The organism is Neisseria sp. P0019.S002 (genome assembly GCF_051957155.1).
GTDB lineage: Bacteria > Pseudomonadota > Gammaproteobacteria > Burkholderiales > Neisseriaceae > Neisseria > Neisseria perflava.
This window is the reverse complement of record NZ_JBQCWS010000002.1, coordinates 161,614-180,103: the sequence shown is the minus strand read 5'-3', so window position 1 is coordinate 180,103 and position 18,490 is coordinate 161,614. Positions and strand designations below refer to the sequence as shown.

Sequence of the window (18,490 nt, the reverse complement as noted above, 5' to 3'; positions counted from 1 at the left end):
TTTAATCAAAGCAACAATCCAATCAATAATTGGTCGAGCAGAACTGTTCGCGTTTGTCCGCATCGGCGGCATAGCATGTCAAACCCATGCCTGACGCATTGCTGTTGTTCGCTTTCGCACCCGGTTTCTTGTTCACCAAAACCTTACCGTTTTTTCCGATTTCAACGGTTACGCCTTTGCCGTTTTTCAGCTTCCATTTCAACACTTGCGCATCGGCATTCTGGCATTTGCTGACCGTACAGCCGCCTTCTGTCGCGACGTTGCCGTTTTTATAAATCACGCACTGCTGCTGGCTGTCGGTACAGGCCGCATACGCAGCAACGGAGAAACAGGAAATCAGCGCAGCAAACAAAACAGGTTTCATGGTTTGAACTCCTAAAGTTGTGATGATGGGTTTGTAATATTTGGAACTATACGCTTGTTTGCATGTGCCTACTACAAAATGTATCGGTAAGATTCAATAGATGCATCACTATATCCACTCCACTAATTATCTCATTCGCCCCATACGATAAAGGCCGTCTGAACATCATTTTTCAGACGGCCTTTAATTGATTTTCTACCTTACCGCTTCAGCTTCGCAAACGCATCTGCCATTGCCGAATTGGTCGGGGCTCGCTCGTTGCGTTGGGGTTTGCGGTCGCGGCGTTCTTGATGTCGGGTTTCAGACGGCCTGTTACCTTTGGCTGTGCCGCCCGGTCCGTCATCCAAACGCATGGTCAGCGCGATGCGTTTACGCGCAGCATCGACTTCCAGCACTTTCACTTTCACTACGTCGCCGGCTTTCACCACTTCGCGCGGGTCTTGGACGAACTTATTGGACAGGGCGGAGATGTGCACCAAGCCGTCCTGATGGACGCCGATGTCCACGAACGCGCCGAAGTTGGCGACATTAGAAACCACGCCTTCGAGTATCATGCCGACTTGCAAGTCGCTAATTTCGTGGATGCCTTCGGCGAATGAGGCCGTTTGAAACTCGCCGCGCGGGTCGCGGCCAGGTTTTTCCAGCTCGGACAAAATATCCAGAATAGTCGGCAGGCCAAAGCGTTCGTCGATGAAGTCGGACGCTTTGATTTGCTTCACGCGCTCGCGGTTGCCGATAAGTTCGGCGGCGCTAATGCCTTGTTGCGCCAGCATTTTAGCGACGACGGGATAGGCTTCGGGGTGGACGGCGCTCGCGTCCAGCGGCTCTTTACCGCCGTTAATCCGCAAAAAGCCCGCCGCCTGCTCGAAGGTTTTTTCGCCCAACCGCGGTACTTTCAGCAATTTTTTGCGGCTGTCGAACGCGCCGTTTTCATCGCGGTAGGTAACAATGTTTTGGGCAAGGGTTTGATTCAAACCGGAAATCCGCGCCAAGAGCGGGGCAGAGGCGGTGTTTACGTCCACGCCGACGGCGTTCACGCAGTCTTCGACCACCGCGTCCAGCGATTTGGCGAGCTGGCTTTGGTTGACATCATGCTGATACTGGCCCACGCCGATGGATTTGGGGTCGATTTTGACCAATTCGGCGAGCGGGTCTTGCAGCCTGCGGGCGATGGACACCGCGCCGCGCAGGGAAACGTCCAAGTCGGGGAACTCGCGCGCCGCCAGTTCGGACGCGGAATAAATCGACGCGCCGGCTTCGGAAACGACGATTTTGTGCAGCCCCATTTCCGGCATTCCGCGCACCAGTTCGCCCGCGATTTTGTCGGTTTCGCGGCTGGCGGTGCCGTTGCCGATGGCGATGAGCTTCACACCGTGTTGTTTAATCAGGCGCGACAGCGTTGCCAACATATTGTTTTCTTGATGCAAATAGACGATGACCGTATCCAGCAGCTTGCCCGTATCATCCACCACGGCGCATTTCACGCCGTTGCGGTAGCCGGGGTCGAGACCCAGCGTGGTCAGCCGTCCGGCGGGCGCGGCGAGCAGCAAGTCTTTGAGATTGCGGGCAAACACGGTAATCGCATCGGTATCGGCGGCTTCTTTCAAACGATTTAGGGCTTCAAGTTCTAACGACAAAAAGATTTTTGCGCGCCAAGTCAGGCGCACAGTGTCGCGCAGCCATTTGTGGCCGTCTGAAACCTTGAAGCGGCGGGCGATGATTTGTTCGTATTCACTTTGCTGCGTAATCGGCGTGTCGTCGGGCTGGTATTTGAGCGCAATGTTCAAAATGCCTTCGTTGCGGCCGCGCAAAACCGCCAGCGCGCGGTGGCTGGGCATGGCGCGCACGGGTTCGCGGTGGTCGAAATAATCGCTGAATTTTTCGCCTTCGGTTTCTTTGCCTTCAACGACTTGCGCGTGGATTTCGGCTTCGTTCCACAGCTTGTCGCGCAGCGTGCCGATGAGTTCCGCGTCTTCGGCAAACTGCTCCATCAGAATCGCGCGCGCGCCGTCCAGCGCGGCTTTGGCGTCGGGGACGTTTTCGTTCAGGTAGCCCTGTGCGGCGGCTTCCACGTCCTGCGGCTGCTCGGCAAGCAATACGTCCGCCAGCGGCTGCAAACCGTGTTCGCGCGCGATTTGCGCTTTGGTGCGGCGTTTGGGTTTGTAGGGTAGATACAGGTCTTCCAGCGCGGTTTTGTTGTCGGCGGCTTCGATTTGCGCTTTGAGTTCGTCTGAAAGCTTGCCTTGCTCTTCAATGCTTTTTAAAACAACGGCTTTGCGCTCTTCCAACTCGCGCAGGTATTGCAGCCGCTCGGCAAGCTGGCGTAGCTGAGTATCATCCAGCCCGCCTGTGGCTTCTTTACGGTAACGCGCGATAAACGGCACGGTTGCACCGCCATCTAGCAGTTCGACGGCGGCATTGATTTGCGCGGTGGTAGCGGAAAGCTCTTGGGAAAGAATTTGAGTAATGTTCATCAATAGAATTCCAACGGACAGGCCGTCTGAAATTTCAGACGGCCTGATTTAAAAAACAATCGCTTTAAGGCAGCGAATTATAATATTCGTAGGCTTTGTCCATGTCTTCAAACTGGTGCATATGCCCTTTTTCCAGCACCATCGCATTATCGCAATATTGCTTCATGGCACTGTGGCTGTGCGACACCAAAATGATGGAACGGTCTTTGCGCTTTTCAAACAACTCGTACTTACATTTATCGGCAAAGCGCGAGTCGCCAACCGCAATCACTTCGTCAATCAGATAGCAGTCAAACTCTACCGCCAACGACAAAGCAAATGCCAAACGCGCCTTCATACCTGAAGAATAACGCTTAACTGGCTCGTAAAGATATTGACCCAGCTCGGAAAACTCTTCGGTAAAGTTCTTCACATAATCTATATCGACATTGTAAATCCGACAGATGAAACGCAAATTGTCCATACCGGTCAGACTGCCTTGAAACGCTCCGGAGAATGCCAAAGGCCAAGAAATACTCATCGTCCGCTTGATTTCGCCCGTGGTCGGCGGCTCAACGCCGCTGATCAAACGGATAAGCGTCGATTTACCTGCACCGTTGCGGCCGAGAATACCGATTTTCTCGCCCTTCTCCATTTTGAAGTTGATATCGTGCAAGACTGTCCGCCAACCTTGGCGGGTCAGATAGCGCTTGGAAACGTGTTCAACTGAAATCATTGCGGCTCAACCCCTTTGCTGAATCTCGCCACCATCGCCAAACCAAGCAGCAGCAAAACCAAGTTACACAACAAAATATACCAAGGATTTTCGTAAGTCGTAACGCTGTTACCAAAATATCCGGCACGGAACATTTCTGTACCATGCACCATCGGAAGCATCAGCACATAGTGTTGCAACTGCTGAGGTAGGTTGTGTACGAAGAAAAACACGCCGGACAAAGGCATCATCACAAAACTGATGGTACTCCAAACCTTGCCAAACGGCTCAAAGTGAAATGCCACCGAACAGATGACCAGCCCCAATCCAACGGCAAACATAGCCATCAAAAGCCAAGCCAACAACATATAGAAAATATCTGCCGGTACATCAATCCAACCGATGACGACCAATGCGAACATAATCACGACCTGCGCAATCGTAGCACCGGCAATCTCCAACAACATACGCGCAAAAATGGTATCTAAAACACGTACATTTCGGTGATACAGCAGGCTTGTGTTGGCCGCAATAGAACCGATGGCGCGATTGGAGGCATTACGCCACATCATCATCATCGGATAGCCTGTCAGCGTGAAAGCCACGATATTCAAAGCCGACACGTTGTGCATGCGGAAAAACTTCCACATCAACACCATAACCAAAGTCAGCAGCAAAGGTTCGACAAATAACCACAAAAAACCAATGTTATTACGACCGTAGCGAGTAATAATTTCACGCATTAAGAGTGCGCCGATTACCCTTTTTTGGATAAGCAGCGACTCCAAAAACGATGTTTTATGTAGCTCTTTCATCAGTTTTTATGCTCACGGATACTTGCAGACAGCAACACAGCAATGCCATAGACAATCAAACCGATGACAAACGTTGCCACAATGTTGTACAGACGGTTTGGCTCATGCGCCAAGTCAGGTTTGTTCGGCTGGGAAATCACTTCCAAATACAATTGCTGACGATCTGCTTCCGCTTTTGCACTTTCCAAAGAAGTCATCGCCGCAGCCAATTGTTTCTCAGCCAATTCGTTTTCCAAATACACGCGCTGATATTCCGCCGCCTGATTGGACAACGAACCCTCGCCACCGCCGGAAATCGCTTTCATTTGTTGCGAGATTTCTTTACGCAAGCTCTTTTCACGCGCAATCAGACCCGGAATTTGCGGGTTTTCAGGCGTAACGGCTTTTACCTGGTCAAGCTGGGTTTGAATGACAATCAACTCATCCTGTAATTTAGACACCAAACCCATTTGCACATCAGATTGCGCCTTCAAGTCAAAAATACCGTTGGACACACGGAATTTTGTCAATTGGGCCGAAGCTTCTTTAACTTTCTCTTCAGCCGAATTGACCACTTCCTGAGCATAACGAATCGTATCCTGACGCGCACGTTCGTTCAGCTGGTTGATCAATACCTCACCTTGTTTGAGCAAAGCATCATTGATCTTTTGAGATTCACCGGCATTGAACGATGTAACGCTCAAATTGGAAATGCCTGAGACAGAGTCAAAATGGATGGATACCTTATCTCGGTAGTATTGATAAAACGCCTCATCCTCGCCACGCAGGCCAAAACCATTAAAACGGCTGAAAATATCGCCTTCTTTTTCATAAAAATCACGCACGGGCATTTTCTTACGCAACGCATCCAAAGCCGAACGCGACTGCATATATTCCTGCACGGTATAAATATCGTCTTGAGCACGAGAAAAACCAGACCCCTGCAAAATGGCGCCCAAGCCGTTCAAAGACGATTGGCTCTTAGGAGAACGCACCACAAAGCTGGACTGGGATGTAAACTGATCAGAAGCAAATAGCCCGTAATACACACCGGAACACAAAGTCGGCACGATAACCGTTACCCAAAGCAACGGATTAATCTTACGCAACCAAGACTTCTTGGCCTTTTTCTTTTCGGGAGCCGGTTGTTCCGGTTTCACATCCACATTTGCAGAAACTTGCTCAGACATTATTTTCCCCATTAGTTCACTAAATTATTAATACTGTTCGCACCGCTAACCACAGGCGAGAACACAAATGACAAGAACTTGCGTACTTCAGCCATCGGCGCATTCGATACGTACACCACGTCCTTATCCTTCACAGGGAAACGCTGCATCCAAAACATAGAATTCGCATCTGCCAGGTTCAAACGGTAGACCACAGGAATCTCCGCACGATCGCCATAGCCCTTTTCAACCCATTTAGATTGTTTCTCAGGAGGCAGCTCGGATAAAGGCGCATAACGGAATACAAATACGCCGCGCGCATCTGCACGATAATCCTGCAGACCGCCCATACGTCCCACAGCCTCAGCCAAAGACAAGCCCTTCACAGAGAAACCAATCTGCTGCGTATGACCAACCGCACCCATAGATGTAAATGTGCTCGGGTTTGTAATCATCGTGACTACATCACCTCGGCGCAACAAAATATTTTGACGCGGATGCGCCACCAAATCTTCCAATGCAATCGTTCTCACAACATTACCGCGTGTCAGCTGCACGTTCGTATCTTGTACATTCGCAGTCGAACCGCCCACGGCAGCCACCGCATCCAACACACGCTCGCCTGCAGCCGTCAAAGGCATACGCACACTGTTACCCGCGCGGATAACCGATACATTCGCCGCATTGTTTTGCACCATACGCACCATTACCTGCGGCTGGTTCGCCATTTTTTTCAGACGGCCTTTAATAATGTTTTGCACCTGAACCGGTGTTTTACCAAGGACAGACACATCGCCGATAAACGGCACAGAAATCGTACCTGAAGAGCTGACCATCTGTTCGGGCAGCTTAGTTTGCTGCGCATTACCCGAACCGGTAGACGACAAAGCACCACCGAACAACACAGCCGGAGGAGCTTCCCAAATCGTAATGTCCAGCACATCGCCTATATTGATAGCCCCTATTGATGATGTACCATCGCCCAACTGAGCAAATGACTGATTAACTTGCGCTTGATATAGTGACTGAGCCACCGCACCATTCACATCAATCAATTCCACCTCCGGCACTTCGGCCGTAGCCGGCTGTTGCCCCAAAGCAACAACATTTCGCGTACTCGGACCAGAATTAGGAAGAGAAGAGCATGCAGCCAACAGACTGACGTACAACAATAACATGCCCCTGCGGGTAAGACATTCTGCTTTCAACATTGATTAAATCTCACTATACTTTTAATTAAGCACGACCATTATAACACCTGATGAAATATTAGGCCGTCTGAAAACCTGACATAAGTATCAAAAAACATCACATTACAGCGAATACCGTCATGAGAAAACTTAAAAAACTGATTCGACAACCAGGTGTATTCTTCCGCGACTATCTCAACAAAAGATGCTCTGTCCGCAACGCTGAACAGCGTGCAACAGAGCATGACAAACTTATTGTTATCGAAAACAGTCTGACCAGCTCAATTCCGTCAACTATCCCAACGTCAGCATAATATATCACGGTCAAATCATTGACCCGTAATACCTACCCACCTTCAATTCTCATGTAATCTAAGCACACCTGCACAACATTCCCAATCTAAATGAATACTTCATCTATTTTAACAACAATATATTTACTGTTCTCCCCCTTACCGAAGGAACCTTTCACACCAACGGAATTGCTTCTCTTTTTATTACAGACAAAAGCCTAAAACAAATGTCCAAAAAAGAAACCGATACACCAACTCATTCTGCTTCAAAAACTGTATTATACTATTACAATTACCATATTGGCTGTCCGCTTATATTCTTCTGTTTAAAAGCAGCTGTGAATTTGTTTGGTGACACTACCTACCGTACTGAGATTAAAGCCTTTTTATCCAACTATTTTTCCAACCACGATCTGAATTTTGCCACCTTCCTCGTCCCTTATGTAGATGTTTTTTAAACATGCAATCCACAGTAGGTAATGAAATATGTTATTATTTTAATAGCCGCTCCAACAAAGCGCCTGCCCAATATATCAAGATCTTGGAAAATAAAAAAATTGGGCAGCAGCCACACTCTTTTTGTGCCAACGATTTTCACAGCCAGCAACAGATTGAAAACTACCAGGACAAACTGATTCAAATGCTGGAAAATTACTTCAAAACCAAATAAAAATAAAAGGTCAAAAAATGAACAATAAAAAATTTCGGAAGCTCTTACGAGACCCTAAACTCTTTTTTCGCGACATGTATGCCAAACGTGTAATGAAACTCAAAAAATACCTTCCCTTAAAATACGAAGGTAGCAACCAATTTACAATTGTTTCGGCAGTTTATAACGTCGAAAAATACCTTGATGACTATTTTGACAGTATCGTCAAACAAAGCTTAAACTTCAAAAAACACATTCAAATTATTCTAGTAGATGATGGATCAACCGACCATTCGGCAGAAATCATCAAACGATGGCAAACCAAGTTTCCAAAAAATATCCATTATTTTTACAAAGAAAACGGTGGTCAGGCCTCGGCACGTAATTTGGGGTTGCAACATACACAAACTGAATGGGTAGTATTTACTGACCCTGACGATTATCTTCACCCCGACTACTTCAAATCAGTAGATACCCAGATTAGCCAACATCCGTCGGCAGTAACCGTAGCTACTAATATGAAGTTTTTCCTTGAAAATCAAAATACTATTAATGACAGCCATCCTTTAAGATTCCGTTTTGACAAAACCCATGTTATTGATGTTGCTAAGCTCGATAAATTTATCAATATGTCAGCTGCCTCCACCTTTTTCAGAGTCAGCTATATTAAAAAACAGAACTTGATGTTTGACCACAATGTCAAGCCAAACTTCGAAGATGGCAAATTTATTGCAGACTATTTATTAGATTTACAGAACGCAAAAGCTGTGTTTGATAAAGATGCTGTCTACTTCTATCGCAAACGTGAAAGCGGCACATCCACTTTAGATACTTCTTGGCAAAAAGTGGAAAAGTTTTCTAATGTTTTTGAGTATGGCTTCTTGCCTATGCTCCAAAACTATAAAAACTGCTTAGGGCATGTACCATCTTCAATACAAAAAACCGCATTATACGATATGGCATGGTATATCCAACAATTGCTTAATAGACCTGAGCGTCTAGATTTGCTGAATGCCAAACAAAAATCACATTTTTATGATCTAATGCAGCAGGTTTTCAATTATATTGATGAAAAAAATATTATGGAATTTGGCTTAGCAGGAGTATGGCTATTCCATAAGGTTGGTATGCTTGGAATGTTCAAACAGAGCGATCCACCATTCCAAATCGCCTATATTGAAAACATTGATCGTGAACGCAAGCAGTTTCTTATCAGCTATTTTACCTATTTCGACCAGCCATATTCTGTACAGGCTGATGGGCGTGATCTTGTCCCCGCCTATGCAAAAAACGTGGTCAATAAGCTAAATGAACAATTATTTGTTTACGAAAAACGTTTGTGGGTTCCCTATGGTGACGTTTCAGACAACGCTAAAATTAATATCTTACTCAACAAAAAAGCAATGCGGATTTCGATTAAAGGTAAAACCTTTATGCGCGGTATCTCATTAAATGAACTTACTGGTTTATTTACACCATCTGAGAAATACCTTTCAGATGGCAGCTGGCTCTTGATGGACAGGGAAACCAAAGCCGATGATAATGCCGAGCATTTCTATCGTTATATGGTGCAGAACCACCCCGAACAAACTTGCTATTTCGTACTCAACAGAACTGCCCCAGACTGGAACCGTCTCAAACAGGAAGGCTTCAATCTTATAGAATTTGGTGGTAGCGAATACAAACGACGTTTACGTAAAGCTGAAAAAATCATTTCCAGCCACTTAGAAAAACACATTAACAATTATTTTGGGGATTTATACGAACACAGCAAAAAATTTGTCTTTCTCCAGCACGGAGTAACTAAAGACAATCTTTCCGCATGGACAAATAGCAAACAAAACCTACACTGTTTCATTACCACCACTGAGCCAGAAAGTCACTCGATTAAGGCTGATTTCAATACCTACAAACTGACCGAAAAAGAAGTAGCACTAACTGGATTTCCACGCTACGACTCCTTACTATCAAAAAATAAGCCCGACAGTCGCAAGATCCTGATTATGCCAACTTGGCGCAATAACATTGTCGGTCAAAATATCGGTACAGGTAGCAATACTCGTACGCTCAACAGTGCTTTTATGGAAACTGACTATGCCCGTTACTGGCAGGCTCTGCTTCACGACCAGCGCCTGAAGGAAATGGCAGAAACCTACGGCTACGAAGTAATTTTTGCACCACACCCAAATATCGAGCCCTATTTGGAAGTAATGAATGTCCCTACCTATATAAAAATCTGGAGTGGACTGCGTGAAACTGAAAGTATTCAGTATCTTTTCGGACGTTGCGCCGTATTGATTACCGACTACTCATCAGTAGCATTCGACATGGCCTATCTGAATAAGGCAATTATTTACTATCAATTTGATAAAGAAGCCTTCTTTTCAGGTACGCACACCTATCAAAAAGGCTATTTTTCTTACGAAACTGACGGATTTGGCCCTATTACCATCAATCAGCATGAAACGCTGGCTGAATTAGAAAGCATTTTAAAATCAGGACATGCCAAACCCGAATATCTTGCTCGCATCCGCGATACTTTCCCCTTTCAGGAAGGTGGCAACTGTGAACGTGTGTATCAAGCTATTACTGCTCTTGACCATGCCGAAACCGCTGACAATCTGCCGATTTTAATCAATATGATTGAGCAAGCAGAGAATCATCAAGTATGGGACTTGGCAGCAACCCGTATCCAAACTCTGCTTGATACAGGCCGTCTGAATGCGGAAGAAACAGCTGATTATCGCCATCGTTATCTGAACGCTTTATTTGAGAGCAAACAGTTTGATACTTTGCAAAACCTGTTACCTGATTATCCCGATACCGCAGGTTACTGGCATGCGAAAATGGACTTATATATCGGTAATGCTGTTAAAGGGGCGGAATTTTTTGCTGAAAACGAGCATATAGGAACGCAAAATGATTTACTTATCTCATTGCTTGCAGCCTCATTTCACCAAGCAAAAAGGCCGTATGAAAAACTGTTTGCCCGGATAGGTACAGACTTACCCGACTCATATCAACCTTTGTTGACCGTAGCACAAAAGCTATCGGAGCAGAATTATTTTGTAGCATTGGCTTTACTGAGAATGTATATTGATAGCTTGGATGATCGCCAAAAAGGCTATCTAAAACCCGAGCTGTTGGCTTCTTACCTCTGCATGAAACTTGGCAACTTACAAGGCGCACATCAGTATTTGGTTGCTTTTGAAAAGCACACAAAAAACGACCCAAGTTGTCGTATTGCCATTGCAAGACTTGCAAAATTACGTGGTGACTCTGAAAAATTATTTACCCAGCTTAACCGTGCCTTTGAAGAAAACCTACTCTTAATTCCTGAAGATTTAACAGTCGATTATCTGAAAAAAATGTACGCTACCGGCAACACTGACGGCGAAGGATATCTATTGGCTCAACTGCGCCAAAAATATCCTGAGAATCCGTCTTTGGCCTTGTATGAAGCTGAAAAACTTGCCCAAAACCAAGATTGGGAGTCTGTCACCAAAATATTGGCTGATTTTGCACAAACCTCACCGGAAACAATGTATCTTTATACAACTGCTTTATGCCGTCTAAAAAAGCATAAGACAGCACAACGTTATTTTGACAGCCTCTCTCTACAAGACACAGCAGCATATTGGAAACTGGCAGCCGAAATAGCTGAAGCTAAAGATGACAAAGTATTGCAGGCTAAATGTCTGAAAAAACAATTGGCTTGTTTAAAGTAATTTTGTGTTATCTTAAAAAAGGCCACCTGAAAACTTTTATGTTTTCAGACGGCCTTTACTGTTAATACACTAATCAAGCCACCATATATCTACTTCATATTTTAATTCAGATTAATGTCCGAATCAGTGATATGGATGTCCAACAGCAAATTATTAATAATGGTATGTATTAAAAATGAAGCATTACTTGGGAAATCAGTATGTTTCTGGATCTTCTCAAAATCAAATTCATATAATACGATTGCAGGCAAAGATCGTTTAAATTCTTTAATATCTTGATAAAACTCAGAAACCTTAGCAGAGGAGATAACCACTTGATTCTCAAAATTATGATTGATTTTGGTAGGTAGTTCTTTAAATGTTTCCATAATCGGTTTGCGGATTGAATATAAATACACAGGATCCTTCCCATTATAGTAATTATTATGATTACCTAAAAAAGGATCAATAGCAAAAGTTTTATACCCACCAATCAATCCATGATAGATAGCACTAGTACCTCCTGAAGAGAATCCTGAGAGTATTACATTTTCCTTTTCTATTCCATAAATATTCATTAGACTCTTGATAAACCGCTGAATATTATCTTCAATATTTTCATCAAACTTAGTATTTAAACCATGACTACCAAATGCACCTGCTATATCAGTTACACGGATAATATAGGTATTAGGCATAATATTGTTAGCAATAAATGGAAATGGATGACTATAATACCTATCTAGCATATTTTCATTATTTTTATGCGTATATGAAAATAATATTAATAAGTTCTTCTTATTAGCGTTAATAGATTTAGGTGCTTCAACAGTATAAAGTACATTTTCCAACTCATGGAAAGAGTCTGAGAAATAGGCTAAAAGATCTTTATAGCTGTGCTTGTTCACACGACGGAACACACTTACACCCATTTTGTGTTCAACAGCTAAAAAACCTTTATTATTTAGCTCATAAACATAATTACTTAAACCATGTTTCCGAGCATAGGTTAGGAAAAACTCATTACTGTCGCCTTTGACACCAATGTATTCAACTTCCGGCTTATCCAAATACTCGGCTAAATTAATGCCTTTATTTTTTTCAACATTCAGGATGTAGCACAGTTCGCTGCCAAGATAAATGGAAGTAACTTCTAAAATCTCACTAAATTTATCCTCAATTTTTACCCAATCAGCTTCAGCAAATTTAAAAGACAATACTGTCTTTTCCTGATTAACCGATTGCGGGTAACTTCCATAAATTTCTGAAATATATTTCAGAAATTTTGGAAAAATAGAAATTTTAGAAACCTTGCTCTTATTACGCTCAATAAAGTTAAAAGATTGTCCTGATGTCGAATAGCTGATGCTGACAAAATAGTCATTCAACAGAAAATCGAACACTATACTTTGATCTTCATAAATCCAAGCGTTAACCTTTTGAGGATTAATCTTGGTTTTTTGTAAGATATTTTTCTGAATTTGATATAAATCCATTTTTATAAACCTCGCTGATATTTTTCCAACAATGCTTTTTTGTCGGTTTTGTGGTTGGTGCTGACTGGAATTTCATCAATGTAAATAAATTCAGACGGCATCATGTAAGACGGTAAATTTTGTACTAATGCGTCTTTGATCGCCTGAGTATCGGCACTTTGCTTGGCTGTATAGAAACACACCAAACGCAATACTGCGCCTGTGTTGCGTTTCAAAGCCACTACTGCCACATTATCAAAGGCAAATTCCTTAAGGTTAAGGATTTTTTCTTCAATTTCTGAAAGTTCGATACGGTAGCCATTGAGCTTAATCTGCTCGTCTTTACGGCCTTGTACATAGAACAATCCTTTTTTTTCAAAACCGTAATCACCTGTTTTATAAGTCCGGTTATCTGCACTGTGTACTACCAAGCGTTTAGCATTTTCAGTTTCGTTGTTCAGATAGCCACGCATCACATGGTTACCGCTAATCCAAATCTCTTCGTCAACAATCTCTAATTTGGAATTAAGCACGGCAACGCCTACAGGCAACTCTTCCTCTGCCGCCAGCATATCAGGTGTAATATCAACGTAAGTTGTTGCTACAGTAGCTTCAGTCGGACCATAGGTATTGATAACACGGACACCGGGAAATTTTTGAAAAATCATATTTACTACTGGTTTGCCAAGTTTTTCGCCGCAGAACAAAAATTCTTTCAAACTCGGTAAAGTAGCTTGACTACATTTAGGGTTAAGCAGCTGCTGCATGGCAAAAGAAGGCGTGGAAACCCAGGTAGTAATTTGTTGTTTGGCCAAAAAATCAATCCAGGTGGCAGGATTAGAAATAGCATCACGACTGTTCATGACAATGCAACCGCCGTAAGCCAAGTTGCCAAAGATTTCGTACATTGACAAATCAAACGCAAACGGAGCCTGATTCATGAATACATTAGGTGCGGCTAAATTAAGCTGCTCTTTCATCCATTTCATCAGGTTAAACACGGCTTCACGACCGATTTGCACACCCTTAGGTGCGCCGGTTGTTCCTGAAGTAAACATGATGTAAGCCAAATCTTTTTCAGCCAGCTCTACTTCTTCGTCAGTCTGCTTTTCAAAAGTTTGCGTTGCCGAACGGTACACAAAGCGTGCTTTCGACAGTTGGCAGATATTGTTCAGACGGCTTTCAGGATAAATACTATCCACCGGAATAAAAGGGATTTTGTTTAATAAGCAGGCATAAATTGCCACTGCAAAATCAATTTCTTTATGGCCGTGCAACACCAGAGGAATGTTTTTGGTAATATCTGCTATGCTTTTGTAAGCCTCGATAAATGCGGCTATTTTTACGCGCAACTCTTCCCAAGAACATTCCTGAGTATCATTAACTAACGCTTTTCCCGAAGTTTGGCTGAAACGGTATTCCAAAAAATCATCAAGATTTTGGAATTCATTTAATTGTTTCATGATTTAGCCTTTGTAATTATTTTCAACATATTGAATGATATTGGCTGAGTTTGCCAAAATATCAACCAGTTGCTCAAACGGCAAATCAACATCAAATTTTTGTTTGATGGCCATAACCAAATCCATTGCGCTCACAGAATCAATAAGTCCTGTAGACAACAATTCTTCATTTGCTGACACTTGTTTTTGTGCAACTTGTGAAATCAACGCCAAAACTTCGTTAGATACTGACATGGTAAGATCCTTTTATTAAAATTGAAATGATAACGCTTTGCACCCTGTGCATAACACTGTGATTATCCCATATTTTTTTACTTTTCAGGTAACTAAATATACAATATCCAAATAAAGCAATCCCTCTTTGACAACATTTACATCAGGTCATCTGAAAGCGTTTGTATTTTCAGCCAACCGGTTTCACGACTCCCAAACACAATTTTAATTAAGGAAAACCAATGACTATTCTTATCACCGGCGGTACCGGTTTTATCGGTTCTCATACCGTTGTTTCCCTGCTGAAATCAGGCTTTAATGCCGTGATTTTGGACAATTTGTGCAATTCGTCTGCCAACATCCTCCCGCGCTTGGAAAAGATTACCGGCAAGTCTGTGCCTTTTTACCAAGGGGATATCCGTGATCGTCAAGTGTTGCGTCAAATCTTTGCAGAACACGATATTGATGCCGTCATCCATTTTGCCGGCTTAAAGGCAGTCGGTGAAAGCGTGGCCGAACCAATGAAATACTATGACAACAATGTGTCGGGCAGCTTGGTTTTGGCTGAAGAAATGGCGCGTGCCGGCGTATTTAAGATTGTGTTCAGCTCATCGGCTACGGTTTACGGCGATCCGGGTAAAGTACCTTATACGGAAGATATGCAACCGGGGGATACGACCAGCCCTTACGGTACGTCTAAGTCTATGGTGGAGCGCATTTTGACGGATATCCAAAAGGCCGATCCGCGCTGGAGCGTGATTTTGTTGCGCTATTTCAACCCTATCGGTGCGCATGAAAGCGGTTTGATTGGCGAGCAGCCAAACGGTATCCCAAACAATCTGCTGCCTTATATCTGCCAAGTGGCTTCAGGCAAGCTGCCGCAATTGTCGGTTTTCGGCGATGACTACCCTACCCCAGACGGTACGGGTATGCGCGACTATATCCATGTGATGGATTTGGCGGAAGGCCATGTGGCGGCCATGCAGGCGAAAAGCGATGTTTCGGGTGTACACCTGTTTAATTTGGGTTCGGGACGTGCTTATTCGGTATTGGAAATCATCCGTGCCTTTGAGGCAGCCTCCGGTTTGACCATTCCGTTCCAAATCAAACCGCGTCGCGATGGCGATTTAGCCTGTTTCTATGCCGACCCTGCCTACACCAAAGCGCAAACCGGTTGGGAGACCAAACGCGATTTGGCGCAGATGATGGAAGACTCATGGCGTTGGGTCAGCAACAACCCAAATGGCTACGACGATTAAGTTGACCTGATACAGGCCGTCTGAAAGAGATGTTTTCAGACGGCCTCTTTATCTGAAAAACACACTTTCTGTCTGCTATAATCCATTTATATTTTTTGGCTATCCTCTGAAATTTATGAAAAAAATCCTTGTTACCGGTGGGGCTGGCTTTATCGGTTCGGCCGTAGTCCGTCATATTATCCAAAACACCCAAGACTCTGTCGTCAATGTCGATAAGCTGACTTATGCCGGCAATTTGGAATCTTTGACTGGGGTAGCCAATAATCCTCGCTATGCTTTTGAGCAAGTGGATATTTGCGACCGCGCCGAACTCGACCGCGTATTCGCACAACACCAGCCTGATGCCGTGATGCACTTGGCTGCGGAAAGCCATGTCGACCGCTCTATCGATTCGGCAGGCGAATTTATCCAAACCAATATCGTCGGCACATTCAATCTGCTTGAAGCGGCCCGCGCCTACTGGCAACAAATGCCGTCTGAAAAACGCGAAGCCTTCCGTTTCCACCATATTTCTACCGATGAAGTCTATGGCGATTTGCACGGCACAGACGATTTGTTTACAGAAACTACGCCATACGCGCCGTCCAGCCCCTACTCTGCCTCTAAAGCGTCCAGCGACCACCTCGTCCGCGCATGGTTGCGTACTTACGGTTTGCCGACCATCGTAACCAACTGCTCCAACAACTATGGCCCCTACCATTTTCCGGAAAAACTCATTCCTTTAATGATTCTGAACGCGCTCGACGGCAAACCACTGCCCGTTTACGGCGACGGTATGCAAATCCGTGACTGGCTGTTTGTCGAAGACCACGCGCGCGCACTGTATCAGGTTGTTACCGAAGGTGTTGTCGGCGAGACCTACAATATCGGTGGCCACAATGAAAAAGCCAATATTGAAGTCGTCAAAACCATCTGCACCCTGCTGGAAGAGCTTGTTCCTGAAAAACCGGCGGGTGTGGCGCGTTATGAAGATTTGATTACTTTCGTACAAGACCGCCCCGGCCATGACGTGCGCTACGCCATCGACGCTGCCAAAATCGGCAGGGAGCTGGGTTGGAAACCTCAGGAAACATTCGAATCCGGTATCCGCAAAACAGTGCAATGGTATTTGGACAACAAAACCTGGTGGCAAAACGTATTGAACGGCAGCTACCGTTTAGAGCGTTTAGGCACCGGAAAATAAGTTTTCAGACGGCCTGTCCCCATATTAGGCCGTCTGAAAATCACACAAACACACACTACTCAGGAGAAAACCCATGAAAGGCATCATCCTTGCTGGCGGCAGCGGCACGCGCCTCTACCCCATCACGCGCGGCGTATCCAAACAACTGCTGCCCGTGTACGACAAGCCCATGATTTACTATCCCCTGTCCGTATTGATGCTGGCAGGAATCCGCGATATTTTGGTGATTACCACGCCCGAAGACAACGCCTCTTTCAAACGCCTACTTGGCGACGGCGGCGATTTCGGCATTTCCATCAGCTATGCCGTTCAACCCAGTCCGGACGGCTTGGCACAGGCATTTATCATCGGCGAAGAATTTATCGGCAACGACAATGTTTGCTTAGTTTTGGGCGACAATATTTTCTACGGCCAATCATTTACGCAAACATTGAAACAGGCCGCCGCCAAGACCCACGGCGCAACCGTATTCGGTTATCAGGTCAAAGACCCCGAGCGTTTCGGCGTGGTTGAATTTGACGAAAACTTCAACGCCCTGTCTATCGAAGAGAAACCGCAACAGCCCAAATCCGACTGGGCGGTAACCGGCTTGTACTTCTACGACCAACGCGTTGTCGAGTTCGCCAAACAAATCAAACCGTCCGCCCGCGGCGAATTGGAAATTTCCGACCTCAACCAAATGTATTTGGAAGATGGTTCATTGTCGGTACAACTTTTGGGACGCGGTTTCGCATGGCTGGACACCGGCACCCACGAGAGCCTGCACGAAGCCGCTTCATTTGTCCAAACCGTGCAAAACATCCAAGACCTGCAAATCGCCTGCCTGGAAGAAATCGCTTGGCGCAACGGTTGGCTTTCTGATGAAAAACTGGAAGAACTGGCGCGCCCGATGGCGAAAAACCAATACGGCCAATATTTGCTGCGCCTGTTGAAAAAATAATGTTTGAGGCCGTCTGAAACTTTTCAGACGGCCTTTAGATGAAAGATAAAACGATGAACATCATTGATACCGCCATTCCTGACGTAAAACTGCTTGAGCCGCAAGTCTTCGGCGATGCGCGCGGCTTTTTTATGGAAACCTTCCGCGACGAGTGGTTCAAAACCCAAGTCTGCGACCGCACCTTCGTGCAGGAAAACCATTCCAAATCCAGCAAAGGCGTATTGCGCGGCCTGCACTATCAAACCGAAAACACACAAGGCAAACTCGTGCGCGTGGTTGTCGGCGAAGTATTCGATGTGGCCGTCGATATGCGTAAAGACTCCCCTACTTTCGGCAAATGGGTAGGCGAGATCTTGTCCACAGAAAACAAACGCCAGCTGTGGGTACCCGAAGGTTTTGCACACGGCTTCTATGTACTGAGCGATGAAGCTGAGTTCGTCTATAAATGCACGGATTATTACAACCCCAAAGCCGAACACTCGCTGATTTGGAATGATCCGACAGTCGGCATCGACTGGCCGCTGCAAGGCGAGCCGAGCCTGTCGCCTAAAGACTTGGCAGGCAAAGTATTGGCCGAAGCCGTAACGTTTGGATAACTTCAAAACATAACAGAATCAACTGTT

General features: G+C 45.1%; 15 protein-coding genes. 6 read left to right on the top strand and 9 right to left on the bottom strand.

What is annotated here, in order from left to right; translation table 11 throughout:
• Positions 1 to 22: 22 nt before the first annotated feature.
• From ACTHTY_RS04180 to ACTHTY_RS04155, 6 genes are all read right to left on the bottom strand, one after another.
• Positions 23 to 364 (bottom strand): hypothetical protein, encoded by a 342-nt coding sequence (locus tag ACTHTY_RS04180; protein WP_070504164.1) that lies wholly within the window; start codon positions 362 to 364, stop codon positions 23 to 25.
• Between the two features lie 200 nt (positions 365 to 564).
• On the bottom strand, positions 565 to 2,838 hold the full coding sequence (locus ACTHTY_RS04175; protein WP_440366557.1) for a Tex family protein: 2,274 nt from the start codon (positions 2,836 to 2,838) through the stop codon (positions 565 to 567).
• Between the two features lie 64 nt (positions 2,839 to 2,902).
• Positions 2,903 to 3,553, bottom strand: coding sequence for an ABC transporter ATP-binding protein (locus tag ACTHTY_RS04170; RefSeq protein WP_036492188.1), 651 nt, complete (start codon positions 3,551 to 3,553; stop codon positions 2,903 to 2,905).
• The gene (locus tag ACTHTY_RS04165; RefSeq protein WP_063068518.1) at positions 3,550 to 4,347 is read right to left on the bottom strand and encodes an ABC transporter permease; all 798 of its coding nucleotides are present in this window, start codon (positions 4,345 to 4,347) and stop codon (positions 3,550 to 3,552) included. Before ACTHTY_RS04165 ends, ACTHTY_RS04170 begins: the two co-directional genes overlap by 4 nt.
• Positions 4,347 to 5,516: a capsule biosynthesis protein gene (locus ACTHTY_RS04160; protein WP_036492193.1), complete on the bottom strand. Its 1,170-nt coding sequence runs from the start codon at positions 5,514 to 5,516 to the stop codon at positions 4,347 to 4,349. The genes ACTHTY_RS04165 and ACTHTY_RS04160 overlap by 1 nt, the downstream gene beginning before the upstream one ends.
• Before the next feature lie 11 nt (positions 5,517 to 5,527).
• The gene (locus tag ACTHTY_RS04155) at positions 5,528 to 6,706 is read right to left on the bottom strand and encodes a polysaccharide biosynthesis/export family protein (RefSeq protein ID WP_440345032.1); all 1,179 of its coding nucleotides are present in this window, start codon (positions 6,704 to 6,706) and stop codon (positions 5,528 to 5,530) included.
• 732 nt (positions 6,707 to 7,438) lie between these two features.
• On the opposite strand from ACTHTY_RS04155, the gene ACTHTY_RS04150 reads away from it, so the two are divergent.
• Both ACTHTY_RS04150 and ACTHTY_RS04145 read left to right on the top strand, forming a co-directional pair.
• Positions 7,439 to 7,648 (top strand): hypothetical protein, encoded by a 210-nt coding sequence (locus ACTHTY_RS04150; protein WP_440366556.1) that lies wholly within the window; start codon positions 7,439 to 7,441, stop codon positions 7,646 to 7,648.
• 17 nt (positions 7,649 to 7,665) lie between these two features.
• Positions 7,666 to 11,355: a CDP-glycerol glycerophosphotransferase family protein gene (locus tag ACTHTY_RS04145; protein ID WP_440366555.1), complete on the top strand. Its 3,690-nt coding sequence runs from the start codon at positions 7,666 to 7,668 to the stop codon at positions 11,353 to 11,355.
• Positions 11,356 to 11,456: 101 nt separating this feature from the next.
• Here ACTHTY_RS04145 and ACTHTY_RS04140 read toward each other — a convergent pair whose 3' ends face one another.
• From ACTHTY_RS04140 to ACTHTY_RS04130, 3 genes are read right to left on the bottom strand one after another with little or no spacing between them, the layout of a single operon-like run.
• Positions 11,457 to 12,830 (bottom strand): XcbB/CpsF family capsular polysaccharide biosynthesis protein, encoded by a 1,374-nt coding sequence (locus ACTHTY_RS04140; protein ID WP_263339837.1) that lies wholly within the window; start codon positions 12,828 to 12,830, stop codon positions 11,457 to 11,459.
• A gap of 2 nt (positions 12,831 to 12,832) precedes the next feature.
• Entirely contained in the window at positions 12,833 to 14,272 is a 1,440-nt protein-coding gene (locus ACTHTY_RS04135) for an AMP-binding protein (protein ID WP_440366554.1), read from the bottom strand.
• Between the two features lie 3 nt (positions 14,273 to 14,275).
• On the bottom strand, positions 14,276 to 14,506 hold the full coding sequence (locus ACTHTY_RS04130) for an acyl carrier protein (protein WP_003747973.1): 231 nt from the start codon (positions 14,504 to 14,506) through the stop codon (positions 14,276 to 14,278).
• A gap of 221 nt (positions 14,507 to 14,727) precedes the next feature.
• Between ACTHTY_RS04130 and galE the strand changes: the two genes are divergently transcribed.
• From galE to rfbC, 4 genes are all read left to right on the top strand, one after another.
• Entirely contained in the window at positions 14,728 to 15,744 is a 1,017-nt protein-coding gene (galE, locus tag ACTHTY_RS04125; protein ID WP_440366553.1) for a UDP-glucose 4-epimerase GalE, read from the top strand.
• Between the two features lie 115 nt (positions 15,745 to 15,859).
• Entirely contained in the window at positions 15,860 to 16,927 is a 1,068-nt protein-coding gene (gene rffG / locus ACTHTY_RS04120) for a dTDP-glucose 4,6-dehydratase (protein WP_440366552.1), read from the top strand.
• A 73-nt stretch (positions 16,928 to 17,000) separates the two neighbouring features.
• Complete coding sequence (gene rfbA / locus ACTHTY_RS04115) at positions 17,001 to 17,867, top strand: glucose-1-phosphate thymidylyltransferase RfbA (protein WP_049349316.1); 867 nt, start codon at positions 17,001 to 17,003, stop codon at positions 17,865 to 17,867.
• 53 nt (positions 17,868 to 17,920) lie between these two features.
• Positions 17,921 to 18,463 carry a dTDP-4-dehydrorhamnose 3,5-epimerase gene (rfbC, locus tag ACTHTY_RS04110; RefSeq protein WP_440366682.1) on the top strand — a complete coding sequence of 181 codons (543 nt, stop codon included), beginning with the start codon at positions 17,921 to 17,923 and terminating at the stop codon, positions 18,461 to 18,463.
• Positions 18,464 to 18,490: the final 27 nt, after the last annotated feature.